This is a genomic window from Paenibacillus sp. J22P90, from assembly GCF_059692195.1.
Genome location: NZ_JCAUAY010000005.1, coordinates 70975 through 88828, shown reverse-complemented (window position 1 = coordinate 88828; position 17854 = coordinate 70975). Strand labels below are relative to the sequence as shown.

21 protein-coding genes are annotated in these 17854 nt (G+C 44.3%); all 21 read right to left on the bottom strand.

The window, feature by feature from the left end:
- Positions 1–118 precede the first annotated feature (118 nt).
- The gene (gene rpoD, locus AC58UX_RS17715) at positions 119–1234 is read right to left on the bottom strand and encodes an RNA polymerase sigma factor RpoD (RefSeq protein WP_028558036.1); all 1116 of its coding nucleotides are present in this window, start codon (positions 1232–1234) and stop codon (positions 119–121) included.
- 37 nt (positions 1235–1271) lie between these two features.
- Positions 1272–3119 carry a DNA primase gene (dnaG, locus tag AC58UX_RS17710; RefSeq protein ID WP_497255044.1) on the bottom strand — a complete coding sequence of 616 codons (1848 nt, stop codon included), beginning with the start codon at positions 3117–3119 and terminating at the stop codon, positions 1272–1274.
- A gap of 48 nt (positions 3120–3167) precedes the next feature.
- Positions 3168–3632 carry a YaiI/YqxD family protein gene (locus tag AC58UX_RS17705; RefSeq protein WP_497255042.1) on the bottom strand — a complete coding sequence of 155 codons (465 nt, stop codon included), beginning with the start codon at positions 3630–3632 and terminating at the stop codon, positions 3168–3170.
- A 90-nt stretch (positions 3633–3722) separates the two neighbouring features.
- Entirely contained in the window at positions 3723–4535 is an 813-nt protein-coding gene (locus tag AC58UX_RS17700; protein WP_497255040.1) for a pyruvate, water dikinase regulatory protein, read from the bottom strand.
- A gap of 178 nt (positions 4536–4713) precedes the next feature.
- The gene (recO, locus tag AC58UX_RS17695; RefSeq protein WP_497255038.1) at positions 4714–5463 is read right to left on the bottom strand and encodes a DNA repair protein RecO; all 750 of its coding nucleotides are present in this window, start codon (positions 5461–5463) and stop codon (positions 4714–4716) included.
- Positions 5464–5509: 46 nt separating this feature from the next.
- Positions 5510–5662, bottom strand: a complete 153-nt coding sequence (locus tag AC58UX_RS17690; protein ID WP_082593664.1) for a YqzL family protein — start codon at positions 5660–5662, stop codon at positions 5510–5512.
- A gap of 97 nt (positions 5663–5759) precedes the next feature.
- On the bottom strand, positions 5760–6659 hold the full coding sequence (gene era / locus AC58UX_RS17685; RefSeq protein ID WP_497255035.1) for a GTPase Era: 900 nt from the start codon (positions 6657–6659) through the stop codon (positions 5760–5762).
- 6 nt (positions 6660–6665) lie between these two features.
- Positions 6666–7079 (bottom strand): cytidine deaminase, encoded by a 414-nt coding sequence (cdd, locus tag AC58UX_RS17680; RefSeq protein WP_497255034.1) that lies wholly within the window; start codon positions 7077–7079, stop codon positions 6666–6668.
- Between the two features lie 31 nt (positions 7080–7110).
- A complete protein-coding gene (locus tag AC58UX_RS17675; RefSeq protein WP_497255032.1) occupies positions 7111–7815 on the bottom strand; it encodes a diacylglycerol kinase in 705 nt (234 codons plus the stop codon).
- The gene (ybeY, locus tag AC58UX_RS17670; RefSeq protein ID WP_497255029.1) at positions 7815–8354 is read right to left on the bottom strand and encodes an rRNA maturation RNase YbeY; all 540 of its coding nucleotides are present in this window, start codon (positions 8352–8354) and stop codon (positions 7815–7817) included. Before ybeY ends, AC58UX_RS17675 begins: the two co-directional genes overlap by 1 nt.
- Before the next feature lie 18 nt (positions 8355–8372).
- Positions 8373–10601: an HD family phosphohydrolase gene (locus AC58UX_RS17665; RefSeq protein WP_497255027.1), complete on the bottom strand. Its 2229-nt coding sequence runs from the start codon at positions 10599–10601 to the stop codon at positions 8373–8375.
- 40 nt (positions 10602–10641) lie between these two features.
- The gene (locus AC58UX_RS17660) at positions 10642–11607 is read right to left on the bottom strand and encodes a PhoH family protein (RefSeq protein WP_497255025.1); all 966 of its coding nucleotides are present in this window, start codon (positions 11605–11607) and stop codon (positions 10642–10644) included.
- Positions 11608–11613: 6 nt separating this feature from the next.
- Positions 11614–12807 (bottom strand): sporulation protein YqfD, encoded by a 1194-nt coding sequence (gene yqfD / locus AC58UX_RS17655; RefSeq protein WP_497255023.1) that lies wholly within the window; start codon positions 12805–12807, stop codon positions 11614–11616.
- A 34-nt stretch (positions 12808–12841) separates the two neighbouring features.
- Positions 12842–13120, bottom strand: coding sequence for a sporulation protein YqfC (yqfC, locus tag AC58UX_RS17650; protein WP_497255021.1), 279 nt, complete (start codon positions 13118–13120; stop codon positions 12842–12844).
- Between the two features lie 156 nt (positions 13121–13276).
- Entirely contained in the window at positions 13277–13744 is a 468-nt protein-coding gene (locus AC58UX_RS17645; RefSeq protein ID WP_497255019.1) for a YqfB family membrane protein, read from the bottom strand.
- Positions 13745–13762: 18 nt separating this feature from the next.
- A complete protein-coding gene (gene floA, locus AC58UX_RS17640) occupies positions 13763–14752 on the bottom strand; it encodes a flotillin-like protein FloA (RefSeq protein ID WP_497255017.1) in 990 nt (329 codons plus the stop codon).
- The gene (locus AC58UX_RS17635) at positions 14742–15449 is read right to left on the bottom strand and encodes an NfeD family protein (protein ID WP_497255015.1); all 708 of its coding nucleotides are present in this window, start codon (positions 15447–15449) and stop codon (positions 14742–14744) included. The genes floA and AC58UX_RS17635 overlap by 11 nt, the downstream gene beginning before the upstream one ends.
- Before the next feature lie 160 nt (positions 15450–15609).
- Complete coding sequence (locus tag AC58UX_RS17630; protein ID WP_497255013.1) at positions 15610–16053, bottom strand: GatB/YqeY domain-containing protein; 444 nt, start codon at positions 16051–16053, stop codon at positions 15610–15612.
- A gap of 8 nt (positions 16054–16061) precedes the next feature.
- Positions 16062–16235, bottom strand: a complete 174-nt coding sequence (gene rpsU / locus AC58UX_RS17625) for a 30S ribosomal protein S21 (RefSeq protein ID WP_028558020.1) — start codon at positions 16233–16235, stop codon at positions 16062–16064.
- Between the two features lie 115 nt (positions 16236–16350).
- Positions 16351–16701, bottom strand: a complete 351-nt coding sequence (locus AC58UX_RS17620; RefSeq protein WP_497255011.1) for a histidine triad nucleotide-binding protein — start codon at positions 16699–16701, stop codon at positions 16351–16353.
- Between the two features lie 90 nt (positions 16702–16791).
- On the bottom strand, positions 16792–17853 hold the full coding sequence (gene rsgA / locus AC58UX_RS17615; RefSeq protein WP_497255009.1) for a ribosome small subunit-dependent GTPase A: 1062 nt from the start codon (positions 17851–17853) through the stop codon (positions 16792–16794).
- Between the last annotated feature and the right edge of the window lies 1 nt (position 17854).

Below are 17854 nucleotides of genomic sequence, written 5' to 3'. Positions count from 1 at the left end.
TACGCTCACCTTCCTAGCTACTTTATCGGTGATTTCATGCTCAGATTTTAGTAATTCTTATGAAAAAACTACAAAAAGAAGACCCCGCCGAATTTGGCAGGGCCCACTCATAGCGATTTTATTCCAAAAAGTCCTTCAAACGTTTACTACGGCTAGGATGTCTCAGCTTCCGCAAAGCTTTTGCTTCGATCTGACGAATCCGTTCGCGCGTAACACCGAATACTTTTCCTACTTCTTCTAATGTTCTTGTACGTCCATCATCAAGTCCAAAACGCAAGCGAAGTACGTTTTCTTCCCTTTCAGTTAACGTATCAAGCACGTCTTCAAGCTGTTCTTTCAAAAGCTCGTACGCAGCTGCATCAGCAGGTGCCAGTGCCTCTTGATCCTCGATAAAATCCCCTAAATGTGAATCATCTTCTTCACCAATCGGTGTTTCCAAAGAAACAGGCTCTTGCGCGATTTTCATGATTTCACGAACTTTATCCGTGCTTAAATCCATCTCTTTTGCAATTTCTTCTGGCGTAGGTTCGCGCCCCAATTCTTGCAGTAATTGACGAGAAACACGAATCAATTTGTTAATTGTTTCAACCATATGTACCGGAATACGAATCGTTCTCGCTTGGTCGGCAATCGCACGAGTAATCGCTTGACGAATCCACCAAGTCGCATAGGTACTGAATTTGTATCCTTTGGTATGGTCAAACTTTTCAACAGCCTTAATAAGACCCATATTACCTTCTTGAATCAAATCAAGGAAAAGCATGCCGCGACCGACATAACGTTTGGCAATACTTACAACGAGTCGAAGGTTCGCTTCTGCAAGACGACGTTTCGCTTCCTCGTCACCATTTTCAATACGTTTGGCTAGGCCCACTTCGTCTTCCGCGGAAAGAAGCGGTACGCGACCAATTTCTTTCAAATACATCCGAACTGGATCGTTAATTTTAATCCCCGGCGGTAAAGCCAGATCATCATCGAAGTTAAATTCGTCGCGCTCGTTTTCTTCAGGATTCATCGAATCTTCATCCGATTCATTCCCCACATCAATTCCTTGCTCGGAAAGTTGTTCAAAGAACTCATCGATTTGCTCAGGATCCTGATCGAAGGGAGCTAATTTCTCCATGATATCCTTGTAAGTTAGTGAGGACCGTTTTTTCCCCTGCTCGATAAGTTGGTCTTTCACCTGGTCCAGGGTCAATTCTGTCTCTAATTCTGTACGCTGATCATTCGCCATGGTACGGACTCCCTCCTCCCTAGTCATGTCAGTCTAGCTAAGATGACTTCAACCGTTTTTCTAGGGCAATAATTTCAATTGCTATTTGCGCAGCTTTAAGATGGTCTCCCTCGCGTACTGCGCGAGCTTGCTCTTCTTTCTTTCGTTCAACTTCTTCTTGCATTGGAACTTTGCGAATTTGGCGAATATAGTCGTCAATCACTTGTTCGTTCATTCCATGACCGGCTCCCATCATAACGATGGAGCTAGCCAAGCTCTCCAGCTGTTCGTCTTGCAGCATGGCAATGTATCGGCTTGCGTCGGGCTCTAAATACTGAGCGTAGTAAGCATATAAATAAGCAGCTAAGACTGCGTGAGCTTCAACATTAAACTGGTCACCCAATTGCGCTTCCACATGTGCACAAACGTCTCGATCATGCATCATAACAGCTAAAATCAATCGTTCCGCATTATGATACGCAGGTAGTAACGAAGGTGATTTTTTCTTGGTTCGTTCCGCTGGTCTCCCATTATTCATAACATTATTCCACAGAATTGGTTTATTATCCCCATCTGGTCGGTTTTTTTCCGATTGCAATAACAATTCATGGAGATCTAACTTCATGGCTTCGTAAGACGAATCCGGAAATTCGGAAGCCAACTGTTTGAGATAATGTTCGCGTTCCATTGGAGATTGCAGCTGACTAATTAATTTTACAGCGGATTGCAGATAACGTAGTCGGTCACCGTCCTCATGCAATTTAAAATTTTTGCGTATATATAATAGCTTATATTTCATCGATGGCACGGAAGCTCCAATAATCTCCCGAGCGAATCGGTCAAACCCATATTGACGAACATAATCGTCAGGATCCTTGCCGTCTGGCAGCATCGCAACCGTAACTCGGCTTCCGGCTTCCTCCAATAAAGGAATGCTCTTGTAAGCAGCGGATTGACCTGCATTGTCGCCGTCATAGCAAATGACGATTTCGTCTGCATTGCGGTTCAATAAGGAAGCATGCTCTTTCGTCAGTGCCGTCCCCATCGTCGCAACACCATTGGTGATGCCAGCTTCCCAAGCTTTAATCAAATCCACATAACCTTCAAATATAACGGCTTGCTGCTGCTTACGCATATTCGGCCGCGCAAGATGAAAATTATACAACGTCCTGCTTTTATTAAAAAGAATGGACTCGGGACTATTTAAATATTTGGGCTGCGCGTCTCCCATAGCTCTACCAGCGAAAGCAATAACCTTCCCTGTAGAGTCGCAAATAGGGAACATGATACGTTCACGGAATTTGTCCACGTAACCATGACCTTCATGCTTTGCGGATATGAGTCCGCCTTTTTCCATAAGAGCTAAATCAAACCCTCGCTTGTCTAGTTGCTGAACGAGCGTGTCCCACATGAGAGGAGCATAACCAATCTGAAAGGTGTCAATCAGCTTATCTGAGATTCCTCTAGAAGTTAAATATCCTTTGGCTGCTTTGCCTTGATCAGTATTCCCTACAACATAATGGTAGAACTTTGCTGCAAATTCGTAAGCTTTTAATAATGTCGCTTTTTCTTGCTGCTGTTCATTCTGCTCTTCTGATACTTCCTCCCATGTAATAGGGATGTCCGCATCTTCGGCAAGCTTCGTGATTGCTTCTGCAAAACTCAAGCCTTCTATTTCCATAACGAATCGAATCAAGTTTCCGCCTGCTTGGCACCCAAAGCAACGATAAATCTGTTTCTCTGGTGTAACCGTAAACGATGGACTTTTCTCCGAATGAAATGGACATAGTCCTTTCATATAATGCCCTTGTTTGCTTAAATGTACGTGCCTGCCGATGACATCGACGATATCATGGCGCTTCAGTACAGCCTCAATAACCTCTTCAGGTATGCGTCCGTACCTCATTTCAATCCACCTACAATTCAGGTCGCTTTTCCGACTAATTACTATTCGCTATTCATTTTCGATTTCCTGCAATTTTTCTAAAAGATTTGTCAAACCATGTAGAAAATTTTTACGATCCGTCTCTGTAAAGGGTTTTGGCCCTTTCGTATGCTTGCCATTTCTACGCATTTTCGCGGAAGCATGGCGGCGTTCCAACAGATAATCAATCGAACTATCGGTATATTCCTGCCCCCGATTCGTCAAACAAATTGAACCTTTCGCGAGACCTAACGCGGCTAGGCCAAAGTCTTGCGTTACTAAAATATCACCTGACCGAATCTGATTGGCAATATATAAATCGACAGATTGATCGGAACGATCTACTTGAACAACCTTCACACCTGGATTTTCCTTCATCTTATGATCGAAAGAAGCAACTAGAACAACTTGTACGCCAAACTGTCTACCCGCCTGCTCGATCTCTGATTTTACAGGACAAGCATCGGCATCAACTATAATACTTCTTGCAGTCAAGTGTCAGCCCCTGCCTTTATTTGAAATCTCACCGTACTATTATATACGATGGACTTACAAAAAATCCTGCAAGCCAGAACATAAAGCTTCCTAGATATGTTCAATATGATCCATGATTAAACTGGCTGTTTCTTCTACCGCGCGATTGGATACATCGAAGATCACGCAACCGATTTTGCTCATAATTTTATCTGCAAAATCCAGTTCTATTTTAATACGTTCTACATTCGCATAGGTTGCATTTTCTGCAAGTCCGAGCGTACGAAGCCGTTCTTGACGTATCACGTTTAACTTAGCCGGGTCAATGCGCAAGCCGATAATCTTCTCTTTAGGAACGGTATAAATCGCTGCAGGAGGCTGCATTTCCGGCACTAACGGCACGTTAGCTACCTTCAATCTTTTGTGAGCTAGATACATTGATAACGGTGTTTTAGACGTACGGGATACACCCAATAGAATAATATCTGCTTTCTGAATACCGCTAAAATCTCGACCATCATCATATTTAACTGCAAATTCGACGGCTTCTACCTTTTTGAAATAATCCTCATCCAACGGATGAATCATGCCCGGTTGTCTACGCGGCTCTTGGCGGAGTGCGTTTCCTAACGTCGTCACCACAGGCCCTAGCAAATCAATATACGGAATATCATATTGCTTCGCCTTGGCAATTAAATCATCCCGCAATTCCGGAATAACTAAGGTGAACACTACAATGCCACCATGGGCACGAATCCCATTAATCACTTTATCAATACCCTCAAAATCATGAATAAATGGCGCTCGCAATATTTCAACAGGCACAGGATGAAACTGCATCGCTGCTGCCCGAACAACAGATTCTCCCGTTTCCCCGACGGAATCCGAAACAACATAGACACGAGTAGGTTGTGGATGTTCCATTTTCCTAACCCCTTTCAGCAGGGACAAGACCCTACACTAGCATTTGTATGTAAAGAACTTCAGAACAGAACGAAAGCATGAGAAAAACCTCACCGCTATGCTGATAGCACAAGGGCGAGGTGATTTCAACCACATCATATCAAAGCGACAATCACATGTCAAATGAGGCCAAAAACGTTTAAATATTGTATTTCTCCATCTGTTCAATGAAGTTTCTGGATTTCCATTGCACACCTACATGCACATCCATGTAAGCACGCATGCATTGCTTGAGCTGTTGTTTCGTCTCGTCTTTCACTTGAACAGAGCCCAGTCTACGCATATCCATTTTAGGGAATAATTTGAGCAGCTTATACGTGCCTTCACCAATCAGGATTCCTGAGGTGTCTTTAAAGCGACAACGCCCGCATAGCGTTCCACCCATGTTGGGGCTGAACGAAGTAAGCCCTGTCGTTTCACCACAAGCAACACAGGCATCCGTAACGGGTAAGTAACCAGCTAAATCGAACATCTTCATTTCATAAAGATGGGTGACGATCTGCATATCCTTATTCTCTTCAATCGCCATTAAGCCGGCTTTAAGCTGTTCGAAAATGTAGTTGTTGCCTTCTTCATCACCCAGCATGCGATCCGTCATCTCTGCTAAGTATGATGCATATGCAGACTTATGTAAGTCTTCTCTCAAAGCGTGGTGGGCTTCGATAATCTCAGCACCATTCAGCGAACCCATCTGACCTCGTTGTTTAAAAAAAACAAAATCGCCGTACGTAAACAGCTGCGTAACGGCGCCATGCTTGCTCTTCAGTTTCTTCGCGCCGCGAGCCATAACGCCAACTTTCCCCAGCTCGGGGGTGAATAACCGTATAATTTTGTTGCCTTCTCCGTAGTCCATGCTACGAATGACAATTCCTTGAACGCTATGCAGCAAATAGCTTCCCCCATGAAGGCCGCTCTGAACACACGATTCTTTGCTGTCACATATTCAGACCATCGAGCGGCTCTTCGTTACTTTGATCTTCTTCTTGTACTTCCGAATCCATGCCAGGTTCTCCTGTGACTTGTTTGTACAGCAGATAGGCGTCCACATCACCGGTCTTTGAAAAATACGTCCACGAAAAATCTTTCATGTTCAGCATCCTCCCCATCGAACGTGATGTTCATAGGATGTGCAGGTGACGCTCTACTATGCGGTGTAAAAACTGGTACTCTCAGGGAATTACGAAATTACTCGTGACGGAAACCTAGATCGCGAAGCACTCTGTCTTGATTTCTCCAGTCTTTCTTCACTTTCACCCATAGCTCTAGGAAGGTTTTGGAGCCTAATAGTGTTTCAATATCTCGACGAGCTTGTCTGCCAATTTCCTTGAGCAATGCGCCTTGTTTGCCAATAACGATCCCTTTTTGCGATTCGCGCTCTACGAAAATGACCGCCGAAATATGAACAATCCCATTGGGTTCGACACGCATATCTTCAATTTGCACCGCAATGGAGTGAGGAATTTCTTCCCGCGTCATGTGCAAAATTTTCTCACGCACAAGCTCCGCGCATACGAATTGCTCCGGATGATCCGTGATTTGATCTGCTGGGTAGTATTGAGGACCTTCTGGCAAATAGCGAATAATTTGCTCCAGAAGTGTAGTGACATTGTTACCCTTCAACGCGGATACAGGTATAATTTCAGCGAAATTATACAAATCCTTATAATTCGTAATAATCTGAAGCAGTGCTTCAGGCTGGACAAGGTCAATTTTGTTCAACACCAAAATAACCGGCGTTTCAACATGCTTCAATTGCTCGATAATATAACGGTCTCCTCCGCCAATACCATCAACGACATCAACCAAGAACAACACAGCATCTACCTCGCCAAGTGTGCCATGAGCAACTTTACTCATGTAATCACCTAGCTTCGATGTCGGTTTATGGATACCTGGTGTATCTAGAAAAACAATCTGTCCATTATCAGACGTGTACACGCCATGGATCTTATTTCTAGTCGTTTGCGGCTTATCGGACATAATCGCAATCTTTTGTCCAATAATTTGGTTCATTAGCGTTGATTTACCGACATTCGGCCGTCCGATAATCGCGACAAAACCTGATTTAAATTCTTTTTTGGCCACTTCTACTTATCCTCCATTTGTATGCAAATCTTTCGTTGTAAAAGCGCCTGGCAACAACGCAGCCACTGTGGTTTGAACGAAAGCTCCTTTGATATTGCTCAAATAAACAGGCATATCTGGTTCGCACAATTCTATCAATACTTGTCGACATACGCCACATGGCGAAATCGGTCCCTCTGTATCTCCCGTGACGGCGATTGCTTGGAAAGATCCACGTGGATGTCCATCTGCAATGGCACGGAATAACGCTGTTCGTTCAGCACAGTTTGTCGGGCCATAGGCGGCATTTTCGACATTACAGCCTAAATGGACTTGTCCATTCGCGTCCAATAACGCGGCGCCGACTTGAAAGTGGGAATAAGGCGTATAGGCTCGCTTCATCGCTTCCTTAGCGAATTCAATGAGTTCTTGCGGATTCATAGCCATCCACCCTTTTATATTTATAGTTAAGTTATAGCATGTTTAGGCATGTAAAAGCGAGAAGCGTCACGACAATGCCAATCATTGCGCCCAAAAAGAGCGCTGGGAACGGCCTAGTTTTTTTATCATATAGCACAATAAAGATAATAATTGAGAGCGTATATGCGAGCAATACGGCAATCGTTTCAGTGACAAGCATTAGAATAACAGTAGAAATGGCAAAAGCGATGGCTGTTAGTAGACTCGGTCGCACTAGCTTCCCTTTGTCCGAGAATCGCGTTTCGATCACAATTACGGTTAGCATAACAAGTGCAATTAAAATCCATATCGCACCTGCTGACAGCGGGGCTTCTTGCAGTCTAGCGTGTCGGATCCATTGATCGATCGGTTCATAGAACACCACCAGCCCGACTACGACAGCAAACAGTGCAGACACCAATACGGACGCCGCGGCGACGTCCTTCGCAATTTTGGCAAGCGGATGGCGGTCTGGCATAGCCAAATCCACTGTTTTTTCCACAGCCGTATTAATTAATTCCGTCACAATCATGAGCGTTACCGCTAACAAGATAAACAAAATATCGGTTTTGGATAAATGGATGAAAAGTGCTGCTAATAGCACAAGAAACGCAACGAAAAAATGAAATTTCATATTGCGCTGCGTATCTAGTGCATATTTGATTCCTTCATAGGCATAACGAAAGCTTCTGCGCCATTTCCGGAAGCCGCCCGACATTAGCGCGTCAAGCCTGCTTTCTGCAAAATGTCCTCCTGTTTAGCGAACATCACTTTCTCTTCCTCTTCACTCTGATGATCATAACCGATCAAATGGAGGAAACCATGGACGAACAAAAATCCAAGCTCACGTTCTACGGAATGACCATATTCTTCGGCCTGTGCAATCGCACGCGGCACCGAAATGATAATATCGCCAAGCGGTTCGATAAACGCCTCAGAGACGGTCTCCCCTTCTTCAAGCTCACCGTCATCAGTATCTTCGCCATCGTCCTCGTAATTGATTCGAATTTCATCATCACCGAATTCGCTCATCGCGAAAGATAAAACATCCGTCGGTTTATCTAAATCACGGTACTGCTTATTCAAGTCCTGAATCGTTTCATCATCCACGAAAGTGAGTGCAACCTCACCTTCCGTAACACCTTCAAGCTCGCCTGCAAGCTTTAGCAGCTCTTCCAGCTTTTCAATAAAGGCAGGTGAGATTTCTTTCTCTTCCTGCTCACTGCTCCATGCTAACGTCAAATCTACACTCGCCATAATCAATAGTCCTCCTTCTTATGCTCCTGGCTTCTTAGCCGTTAGTTCACTTGGATATTCAATGCGAGAATGGAAAATTCCTAACAAGGTTTCATTCAACGTCTTCGCAATTTTGTCCAGTTCCTTCAATGTGAGGTCACATTCATTGAACTGACCATCATCCAAGCGTGATTTAATAATTTTGGTTACCATGGAATCGATTTGTTCAAGGGTCGGGTTACGCAATGAGCGTACCGCTGCTTCAACGCTATCAGCAATCCCCACAATAGCCGCTTCCTTGGATTGCGCTTTAGGGCCAGGATAACGGAAGTCTTCTTCACGTATTCCTTTGTCACTATTCTCTTCTTCGGCAATCTTCTTCGCTTTATGATAGAAATAGTGCAGTAATGTTGTCCCATGATGCTGTTCAGCGATATCACGAATCGGCTTAGGCATCTTATAATCCTTCAGCATTTCAACCCCATCGCGCGGATGCGCAATAATAATTGATTTACTTAAATTCGGATCGATGCGATCATGCGGGTTCTCAATATTCGTTTGATTTTCAATAAAATAGCTAGGTCGTTTGGTTTTGCCGATATCATGATAATACGAACCTACACGGCATAAAAGCCCGTCTGCACCAATGGATTCTGCGGCAGCCTCGGATAGGTTGCCTACCATGACACTGTGGTGATACGTACCTGGCGTTTCGGTAAGCAGCTTGCGAAGCAAAGGATGATTCGGATTGGACAGCTCCACAAGCTTAAGCGGTGATAGAATCCCAAAGGAAGCTTCAAAAAACGGGAGTAATCCGATAACAAAAACAACCGTCACTAAACCGCCCGCTGTTGCAAAAGCCAATGACAGTAGAGCTTCCCTTTGCTGAAACTGATCTTCCATTAACAGCATGGCCGATATCGTCAACATTGAGAAAAAGGCGATCATCAGACCTGCTTTCAAAATGGTGGCTCTTTGACTTGCTCGCTGAATCGTAAACACGCCGCTAAAACAAATGACTAAGGTTACTAAGCCAAATCGAAAATCGAATAGCGCATCGTGCTCCGTATTAAAAATAATACTAGCCGTAATCGAAAACAAAACTGAAGAAATAAAAGCAAGAGGTGCGTCCAGCAAAATAGCGATCAATATACTGCCAAGCGCTGTAGGAGCCAGATACCCGATAAAGGGATAATTGAGATTCTGGAGCAGTGAAATGATTTTCATCCCTGCAATATTCATGATAAAAATCAAAACGAGCATAACGAGCTGCGAATTGTTGTATTTCACCTGCAAGTTGCTCTGTCTAACAAACATAAAAATAACGAATGACAATAGCGCACAAAGAATGCCAAGCCCTATCTGAGGCAAATGATTTGCTTTATCCTTTAACAGCTTCAGCTTTTCCAACCGCGTGTATATTTCTTCTGTAATGACATCTCCAGCCTTAACCAGGACATCATTCTTGTTAATATAGACGGTCTTCATATTGCTTCTGGCTTGTCCTTTTGCATCATCTGTACCCTTTTGATCAAAAAATTTATTCGGCGTGATCAAGGCTCTGGCAATTTCAGTTACCATCTCACGTGATGTGTTCTTAGCCAAATTCGATGTATTCACGACCTCTGCGACTTTAGCTCGCGCAGTCTGTGCATCGAGGATTTGATCATTCATCAGCTTCGTAACGATTTCTTTCGTCACAGGACGCATATCTGCAAGGTCTTCCTTGGTCAACCTAGGCAATTTAAAATATACTTCCTCTGGAAGCGGATACTTCTGATCCGCAAGCCCCAGCTGAATTTGTTCCAACAGCAAATCGTTGTATTGCCCACTATTCCGCAGGGTTTTGATAGCATCATTCGTCAAATCACTAATGAGCTGTGGGATGACTCGGCGATAAATGCTAACCTTATCATCGAATTTCACTTCTTCATCTGCGTTGATCTGAGATAATTTATCAAAAATAGCATCACTAATGACTTCATTTTTAAGATTAACGATCTTGTAAACAGGTTGAACGCGCTTTGCGGCGTCTTCCTTCGCTTGCTCAGTGGCGACAGCGTTCTCAATCTGTTCCGGAGCATAAATCGTCTTCTCGCTTTTCATGCCTAACGTAATATCAAAAACTTGTGGAACAAGCTTAGCATAGAGGGTGACGTAGAAGATCAATCCCAATATGATAAACAAAAGTATTCTTAAACTGGTATTGTATTTCCATCCGCTCAGTCGGTAATGAAATTTGCCTTTCATTTGCACTTCATTTTTCATTACGGAGGTCATTCCTCTCTATCTATCCAACCTAGCTTCCTTACTTATTCATTTCAGCGTTGTAAGCTACAATAATTTTCTGAACGAGTGAATGACGCACAACATCACCTTCATCAAAATGAATAAAGCCTAGCTCTTCAATGCCACTCAGAATACGAGAAGCTTCAACCAAGCCAGATGACTTGCCACGCGGTAAATCAATCTGTGTCACATCACCTGTAATGACCATCTTCGAACCGAAACCTAGTCTCGTAAGGAACATCTTCATTTGCTCAGGCGTTGTATTCTGTGCTTCATCCAAAATGATAAATGAATCGTCCAGTGTACGCCCTCTCATATAGGCTAGTGGCGCAATTTCGATGAGTCCACGTTCTAGTGACTTGGCAACTTGTTCAGGCCCTAGGACATCATTAAGAGCATCATACAATGGGCGTAAATAAGGGTCAACTTTTTCCTGCAAGTCCCCTGGAAGGAACCCTAAGCTCTCGCCTGCTTCTACGGCTGGACGCGTCAAAACGATACGTTTAACAGCGCCTTCTTTCAAGCGAGTGACAGCAAGAACAACAGCTAAATAAGTCTTACCCGTCCCTGCAGGACCAATTCCAAAGACAATATCCTTCTTCTTAATCGTTTCTACATATTTCTTTTGGCCAATCGTTTTAACGCGAATTGGCTTACCTTTATGTGTCGTTGTGATTTCGCCTTTGAACAGATCCAGCAATTGCTCAGCCTTCATTTGTTTCGCCAGCTCGATCGCATACACGACATCACGCTCTGTTACTGTGTAGTTATTACGGATAAGCTGCAAAAGAACTTCAAAGAGCTGCTGAAGTGAGTTCACTTCCGCAGCCCTGCCCTGAATCGTTATTTCGGCTTCGCGCGTAAAGATTTGAGCATCAATTTCCCGTTCAATGATATGTAGGAATTTATCCTGCGGCCCAAATAGAGCAAGACCCTCGGTCGGATTTTTCAATGTAATTTTTACAGATTGCGCATTCTCTATCAACAGGCCTCATTCTCCTTGTGTCACAATTGGTTGTTCTTCGGCTATATTCTCTTCGACCTCAAAATGAACGTCTATATAAATTTTACCATTCTCTGTTTTTTCATGCAAAATTTTTTCTCCGACGATCCTCGCATCCTCGCCTGCAGCCGCTAATAATTTCGCTCTAGCCTGCTCTATGCCTACCTTTTTCGCATTTGCCGCTTCCACCGGCTCCTCCACCAGATGGACCTCCATCACTTTCTCATGAAGCCATCCGAGACCAAATGAAAACGAACGCCAAGCAAGTGATTTCCGCTCAGGAATCGTTTCGAAATGTTCAAATTCCGTCTTGCCGTAGCCTGTAAGCTGGAGAGCTCTTGTCCCAAAAACGAGGTAGCTTCGATGAACAGTTTCACCTGTATATACTTTATACTGTTTCGTAAGCGGCGCTTCGATTCGGGAGGTATACCAGACAACTCCCCTTATCTTACCATCTGCAACGACGACTTGACTATTTTGCTCATCACCAATGGTTCCAGAGATCAAAATGGCCCCTTTCCGAACATACGTATTCGGCTTAACCATCGGTTTTCCTTTTACCGATTGAATTTCAGTCACTAGCGCACTTTTGGAAGCGACAATATTGCGAGGGTTTTTCAATGGACCTTTTCCGGGAATGGTCGCCTCGACAACTTTAATCGTGATATGTGTTCCACGAATGTCTACACCAACCCAAGCTGCACTCGGCAGCTGTTGCTGAATCGCCCGTGAAAGCTCCTCCGTCTTATCCAATCGAAATTTCCACTGGAATTTATATATACCCTGCTTGGCAGCAGCTTGCAAAATATCAGAAGCTTCAATGCGGTCATTGCCATCCACCGTCACTTGCCAGACCATAGAAGTCAGCAAGTATAGACTAATGATGAAAGCCGCCATGCCGCCAAACAACACTTTTCTCCGCCCAATTTTATCCATAAAAAAAGGTAAACCGAATCGCTCCATCACGTGCATTCTGCAGCCTGTCCGTTTCAAGAGCGGTCGAAGGCGAAAGAAATCCTTGATGAGGATGCACATCTCCAGCTTCCCATCTTTGCTAGCTTGAATATCCCAAATGGAGAAGCCGCCCTCCACCATGGGATGAATCAACCTTTCGCAGTCCTTGCCACGGATTTGTATGCGTACATAGCCACGCAATCGGGCAATGAATAGGGATTGTTTCATGAATCAGCCTCCAGTTCTCATTCGCACTGCCTCTTTAAGGCATGTATTTCACGTGATCTATGATGCCTTCAATGAATACTTCTTCAGAAAGAATGGCTCGAATGACCAATTTCTGGCCGCAAACCTCGAGCGTTCCTTTCGTTAACTCCAGCTTCAGAATTTCACTAGAAAAATGCAGTACGCCCCGGTGATTTTCTACATATAGCTGTACGTTGCCGATCATCGTAATCCGCGGCAAATCCTGTACAACATCTTGAGGAAGATCAAGGATCTTGGCCGTGAACTGGTTCCATTTGCGGGTCAAGCGACGCATAGCTGGGCAGTACCCCCTCTAACTAGAAGATCAAGAATGCAACAACAGGCGCATAGACTTTCTACCAAATTATGCGGCAGAAGCCGCTTTTATGTGAGAAAACTGCGCACAAAAAAACCGCCCTCTCGCAGCAGCAAGAGGACGGTTCTGATTCGTTTATTTGCGATATGGTTTCTTGGCACGCGGCGGCCCTAATATTTCCGCCCATACAACACCTTGCAGCACTTGTTCACGATTCGGCTGTGCTGGAAAAGGGTTGGAAGATGATATTTCTTCCGCATAAATTGGCGAGCTAAGCGCTGCACCGCTTTTGGCTGGTGTTGACGTGAACGGCGACGCTTTTGGCTTCGGAGCTGAAGGCAATGATTTGCCCCCTATGCCAGACTGATTAAACTCGTCTCGTACGGGCTCTGGACGAGACGAGGATGCAGCATGCCCTGTCTGAGCTCTCTTCGCTTCAACAGGCCTTCTAGCTTCTCCTGGGGCATCCCCAAAGGTCGGCATGCCTTGTCGCCCAGCGCTACGACCCGCACGCTGCCGCCTGCTGTTCACCTGATAGATGAAGGTCAGAGCAATAATGACTAGATACCAGTTCTTAAATAAGAATTGAATAAGCTGTTCCATGGGATCACCTCACAATCCTTATTCTTTCTCAGTTTTTCCATCGTTTATTTTGCCTAGTGAAGAACGCATTTGTGTATCGGATTCAATGTTTTTGAGATTCATATAATCCATTACACCCAATTGACCACTGCGCAATGCTTCTGCCATTGCAAGTGGTACCTGCGACTCCGACTCAACAACCTTCGCACGCATCTCGACGACTCTCGCTTTCATCTCTTGCTCAGCGGCTACAGCCATTGCGCGACGTTCTTCTGCTTTGGCTTGGGCAATACGTTTGTCAGCTTCAGCTTGCTCGGTTTGCAAATGTGCACCGATATTTTTACCCACATCAACATCCGCAATATCAATGGACAAAATTTCAAACGCTGTGCCCGCATCCAAGCCTTTGCCCAGCACGGTCCGAGAAATCATATCTGGATTTTCCAAAACATCCTTATGTGATTCACTGGAACCAACAGTTGTAACGATCCCCTCACCAACACGGGCAATAATCGTTTCTTCCCCGGCACCACCGACGAGACGGTCGATATTCGCACGAACGGTTACCCTTGCAATAACTTTAACTTCAATCCCATTTTTCGCGACAGCCGAAACATTCGGCGTTTCGATCACACGTGGGTTAACACTCATTTGAACCGCTAACAACACATCACGACCCGCTAGATCAATCGCTGCCGCGCGCTCGAATTCCAAATGAATTTTGGCACGATGCGCTGCAATTAGAGCGTTCACCACGCGGTCAACATTACCACCTGCTAAGTAGTGACTTTCCAATTGATTGACACTAAGATCAATACCCGCTTTCGTTGCTTTAATCATCGGATTCACAATGCGACTAGGCGTAACGCGACGGAGTCTCATCGCAATCAAGGTAATGATACTGATTCTTACACCGGAAGCTAATGCAGATATCCATAGCATAACAGGAACGACACTAAGTAAGATCGATAACACGATAATAATAATGGCTGCAAGCAGCACCAAGTATAAGCCGGGTTCAATCGTCATTTTTTATTTCCTCCTTAATGTTATGTTGGTTATCCACTTCTTTCACATCTTTCAGTTCTTTGACTACAACACGAACTCCTTCAACTTCTACGACAACAATCGATTGATTGACGGAAATAAAACTGCCAAGCGTCACGACATCAACACGTTCACCTTGAATCATTGCCGTACCTGCAGGTCGCAGTGGCGTGATCGCTTCACCTGCTTTGCCTATAAGATAGGTATGGTCAGGATTCGATGTAAAGCCTTTGCTTGTCGTAAGCTGGTCCTTTAAAATAAAACGGTTCCAAACCCCTCGATGCTTAAACGTACGAATGGCTGCAATGATAGCTACAAGCGCAACTAGCAGAGCAATCATTAGCATAAACGCCGCTTCTTTCGGATCGGATGACGCCATCATGACGCCGCCGAAAAGGCAAATGGCGCCTAGTACACTGAGAATGCCAAAGCTGGGCACAACCAATTCTAAAATGAGTAGTACCAAACCTAGGCCCAAAACCGCTAAATCACCGAAGCTTGCAAAGCCAGCCAAATAGAAGCCCAAAAAATATAATCCAAAGCCAGCAACCCCTGCCAAGGCCAACAATCCACTACTAAAAAAAAGCAGCTCAAGCGCAATGCCGATGATACCTACCATCAATAACACCGTAGCTGTAATAGGATGAGTCAGAAACGTTGACAAATGGTCAAGAAACATCGTCGTTCACTCCTTCCCTATAAACTTCCTTCTCACAGGTATGTACGTATTAATGTATGAACTGTTTCAGAATTTATTTAGAAAAATAGAGAAAAGCTCCTGAAATGGAAAAAAGACTAAGTGGAATGATCCACTTAGTCTTTACAAAACATATTTGGTATTAACCTAATAGTTGTTGAACTAACTGATTGATAAGCTTACCATCAGCGCGTCCTTTAACCTGAGGCATCAATGCCGTCATCACTTTGCCCATATCCGCTTTGGAAGAAGCACCAATTTGCTGGATGGTCTGCTGTACAATGGCTTTCACTTCTTCCTCAGAAAGCTGTTGCGGCATGTACTCAGCTAAAATAACAAGTTCTGCACTCAGGTTGTCGGCTAGATCTTCACGACCTGCCTTAGTAAATTCTTGGAGGGAATCCTTACGCTGTTTGATCTCACGAGTTAGAACATCAAGCACTTCATTGTCGTCTAAGGGTCTTTTCAGATCAATCTCAGAATTCTTAATCGTAGAACGTACCATTCGAATTACAGAGAGCTTAAACTTGTCCTGACTCTTCATCGCTTGTTTCATATCTTCGTTCAATCGATCGCTTAAGCTCATGTTGCCTCCTAGAACTTTCTTTTACGAGCAGCCTCAGATTTAAGCTTACGCTTAACGCTAGGCTTGTCATAATGCTTACGTTTTTTAACTTCTGCAAGAACGCCATCCTTAGCGATGGAACGCTTAAAGCGACGAAGTGCAGCATCTATAGTTTCGTTCTTACGAACTCGAGTTTCTGACAACAGTTTTCCCTCCCTCCGAACAGACCATCTAAGACAAAACGGTTCATCAAATCTCATTATAGGTGATAGTAATTAGGGTGTCAATCGCTAAACTAATGTTTCCTACTAGGAAACATTAGTTATGCACACCAAGCGGTGCCAATCTAGCACCTGCCATCAGATGATAATGCAAATGATGAACAATCTGACCTGCGTTTGCACCAATGTTCGTGATTACACGATAGCCGGATTCTTCTACCTCTAGCTCTCTAGCAATTTGCGCAGCAACACGCTGCATCTGCCCAACGAGAGCCCAATCTTCTGACTCTCCTGCTGCTAACGAAGCAAAGTGTTTCTTCGGAATAATAAGGACATGAATCGGCGCGGCAGGCTGAATATCATGAAATGCTAGAATCTGATCATCCTCGTAGACTTTCTTAGAGGGTAACTCCCCCGCAATGATTTTACAAAAAATACAATCACTCATGGATCCCTTCGTCCTCCCGACATTGTTATGCTACTTAACTATAAGTTTATCGGAAAGCCATCAAAAAATCCAATCCAAATCTTATCGGAATTAGCGATGAGGTTGACTTTTGAGAGATTGATGGATCTTCTTCCATTTTGCTTTTTCTGCAGCTTGTAGCCCTTTGTCCTCTTTTCGAGCTAAATAAGCTAATTCCTTTTGCAATTTCACATAACTTTGGAAACGCTCCACGGCTAACACACCCGAATCTAACCCTGCTTTAACCGCACACTTCGGTTCATTCTCATGCTTGCAATCTTGGAAGAAGCATTGCTCAGCTAATTCCTCCACATCCTGAAAAGACGTGCTTAGCCCCTCTGAGGCGCTCCAAAGCTGAAGCTCCCTCATACCAGGTGTATCGATTAAAATGCCGCCATCGGGCAGCAGAATCATTTCACGGTGGGTTGTTGTGTGCTTCCCTTTATCATCACCAGACCGGATGTCTCCTGTGTTCAAAATATCTCGGCCATAAATACGGTTCACTAAGGTTGATTTTCCAACACCTGAAGAACCTAAGAGGGCGACTGTTTGACCGCGAGTCATATAGCCTGCAAGTTCATCTAATCCCCGATTCTCAGCCGAGCTAATAATATGGATGGGTACACCAATCGCAACATTCGCAACTTCAGCCGCGAGTTCATCTGGATTGTCGCATAGGTCAGCCTTGCTTAATACGATGACAGGATTTGCTCCGCTTTCCCATGCTAGCACCAAATATCGCTCGATTCGGCGAACATTAAAATCTTGATTCAACGCATTTACCAGAAAAACGGTGTCTACATTTGTCGCAACAATTTGCTCTTCGGTGACTTGACCAGCCACTTTACGGGAAAACTTACTTCGTCGAGGAAGCACCGCATGGATAACAGCACGCTGATCCTCCCTTAGCGAGACTACAACCCAATCACCAACGGCAGGGTAATCCTCACGACGTAACGCTTGGTGACGCATTTTGCCAGAAACTTCAGCTAACATTTCGCCAGCTTCCGTTTGAACGCGATACATATGCTTATGTTCTAAGGAGACGCGGCCAGCAACGAATCCTTCTTCGTTAAGATACGGTTCAAAAGCTTTTTCAAAAAATACATGCCATCCTAAATCTGCTTTATTCAAG

Excerpts from the sequence above, each read along its gene's own strand:
- rpoD (WP_028558036.1), bottom strand. The coding sequence starts at position 1,234 with ATGGCGAATGATCAGCGTACAGAATTAGAGACAGAATTGACCCTGGAC.
- dnaG (WP_497255044.1), bottom strand. The coding sequence starts at position 3,119 with ATGAGGTACGGACGCATACCTGAAGAGGTTATTGAGGCTGTACTGAAG.
- AC58UX_RS17700 (WP_497255040.1), bottom strand. The coding sequence starts at position 4,535 with ATGGAACATCCACAACCTACTCGTGTCTATGTTGTTTCGGATTCCGTC.
- AC58UX_RS17690 (WP_082593664.1), bottom strand. The coding sequence starts at position 5,662 with ATGAAAGATTTTTCGTGGACGTATTTTTCAAAGACCGGTGATGTGGAC.
- cdd (WP_497255034.1), bottom strand. The coding sequence starts at position 7,079 with ATGAATCCGCAAGAACTCATTGAATTCGCTAAGGAAGCGATGAAGCGA.
- AC58UX_RS17675 (WP_497255032.1), bottom strand. The coding sequence starts at position 7,815 with ATGTCGGGCGGCTTCCGGAAATGGCGCAGAAGCTTTCGTTATGCCTAT.
- ybeY (WP_497255029.1), bottom strand. The coding sequence starts at position 8,354 with ATGGCGAGTGTAGATTTGACGTTAGCATGGAGCAGTGAGCAGGAAGAG.
- AC58UX_RS17665 (WP_497255027.1), bottom strand. The coding sequence starts at position 10,601 with ATGAAAAATGAAGTGCAAATGAAAGGCAAATTTCATTACCGACTGAGC.
- yqfD (WP_497255023.1), bottom strand. The coding sequence starts at position 12,807 with ATGAAACAATCCCTATTCATTGCCCGATTGCGTGGCTATGTACGCATA.
- yqfC (WP_497255021.1), bottom strand. The coding sequence starts at position 13,120 with ATGCGTCGCTTGACCCGCAAATGGAACCAGTTCACGGCCAAGATCCTT.
- AC58UX_RS17645 (WP_497255019.1), bottom strand. The coding sequence starts at position 13,744 with ATGGAACAGCTTATTCAATTCTTATTTAAGAACTGGTATCTAGTCATT.
- floA (WP_497255017.1), bottom strand. The coding sequence starts at position 14,752 with ATGACGATTGAACCCGGCTTATACTTGGTGCTGCTTGCAGCCATTATT.
- AC58UX_RS17635 (WP_497255015.1), bottom strand. The coding sequence starts at position 15,449 with ATGTTTCTTGACCATTTGTCAACGTTTCTGACTCATCCTATTACAGCT.
- AC58UX_RS17630 (WP_497255013.1), bottom strand. The coding sequence starts at position 16,053 with ATGAGCTTAAGCGATCGATTGAACGAAGATATGAAACAAGCGATGAAG.
- AC58UX_RS17620 (WP_497255011.1), bottom strand. The coding sequence starts at position 16,701 with ATGAGTGATTGTATTTTTTGTAAAATCATTGCGGGGGAGTTACCCTCT.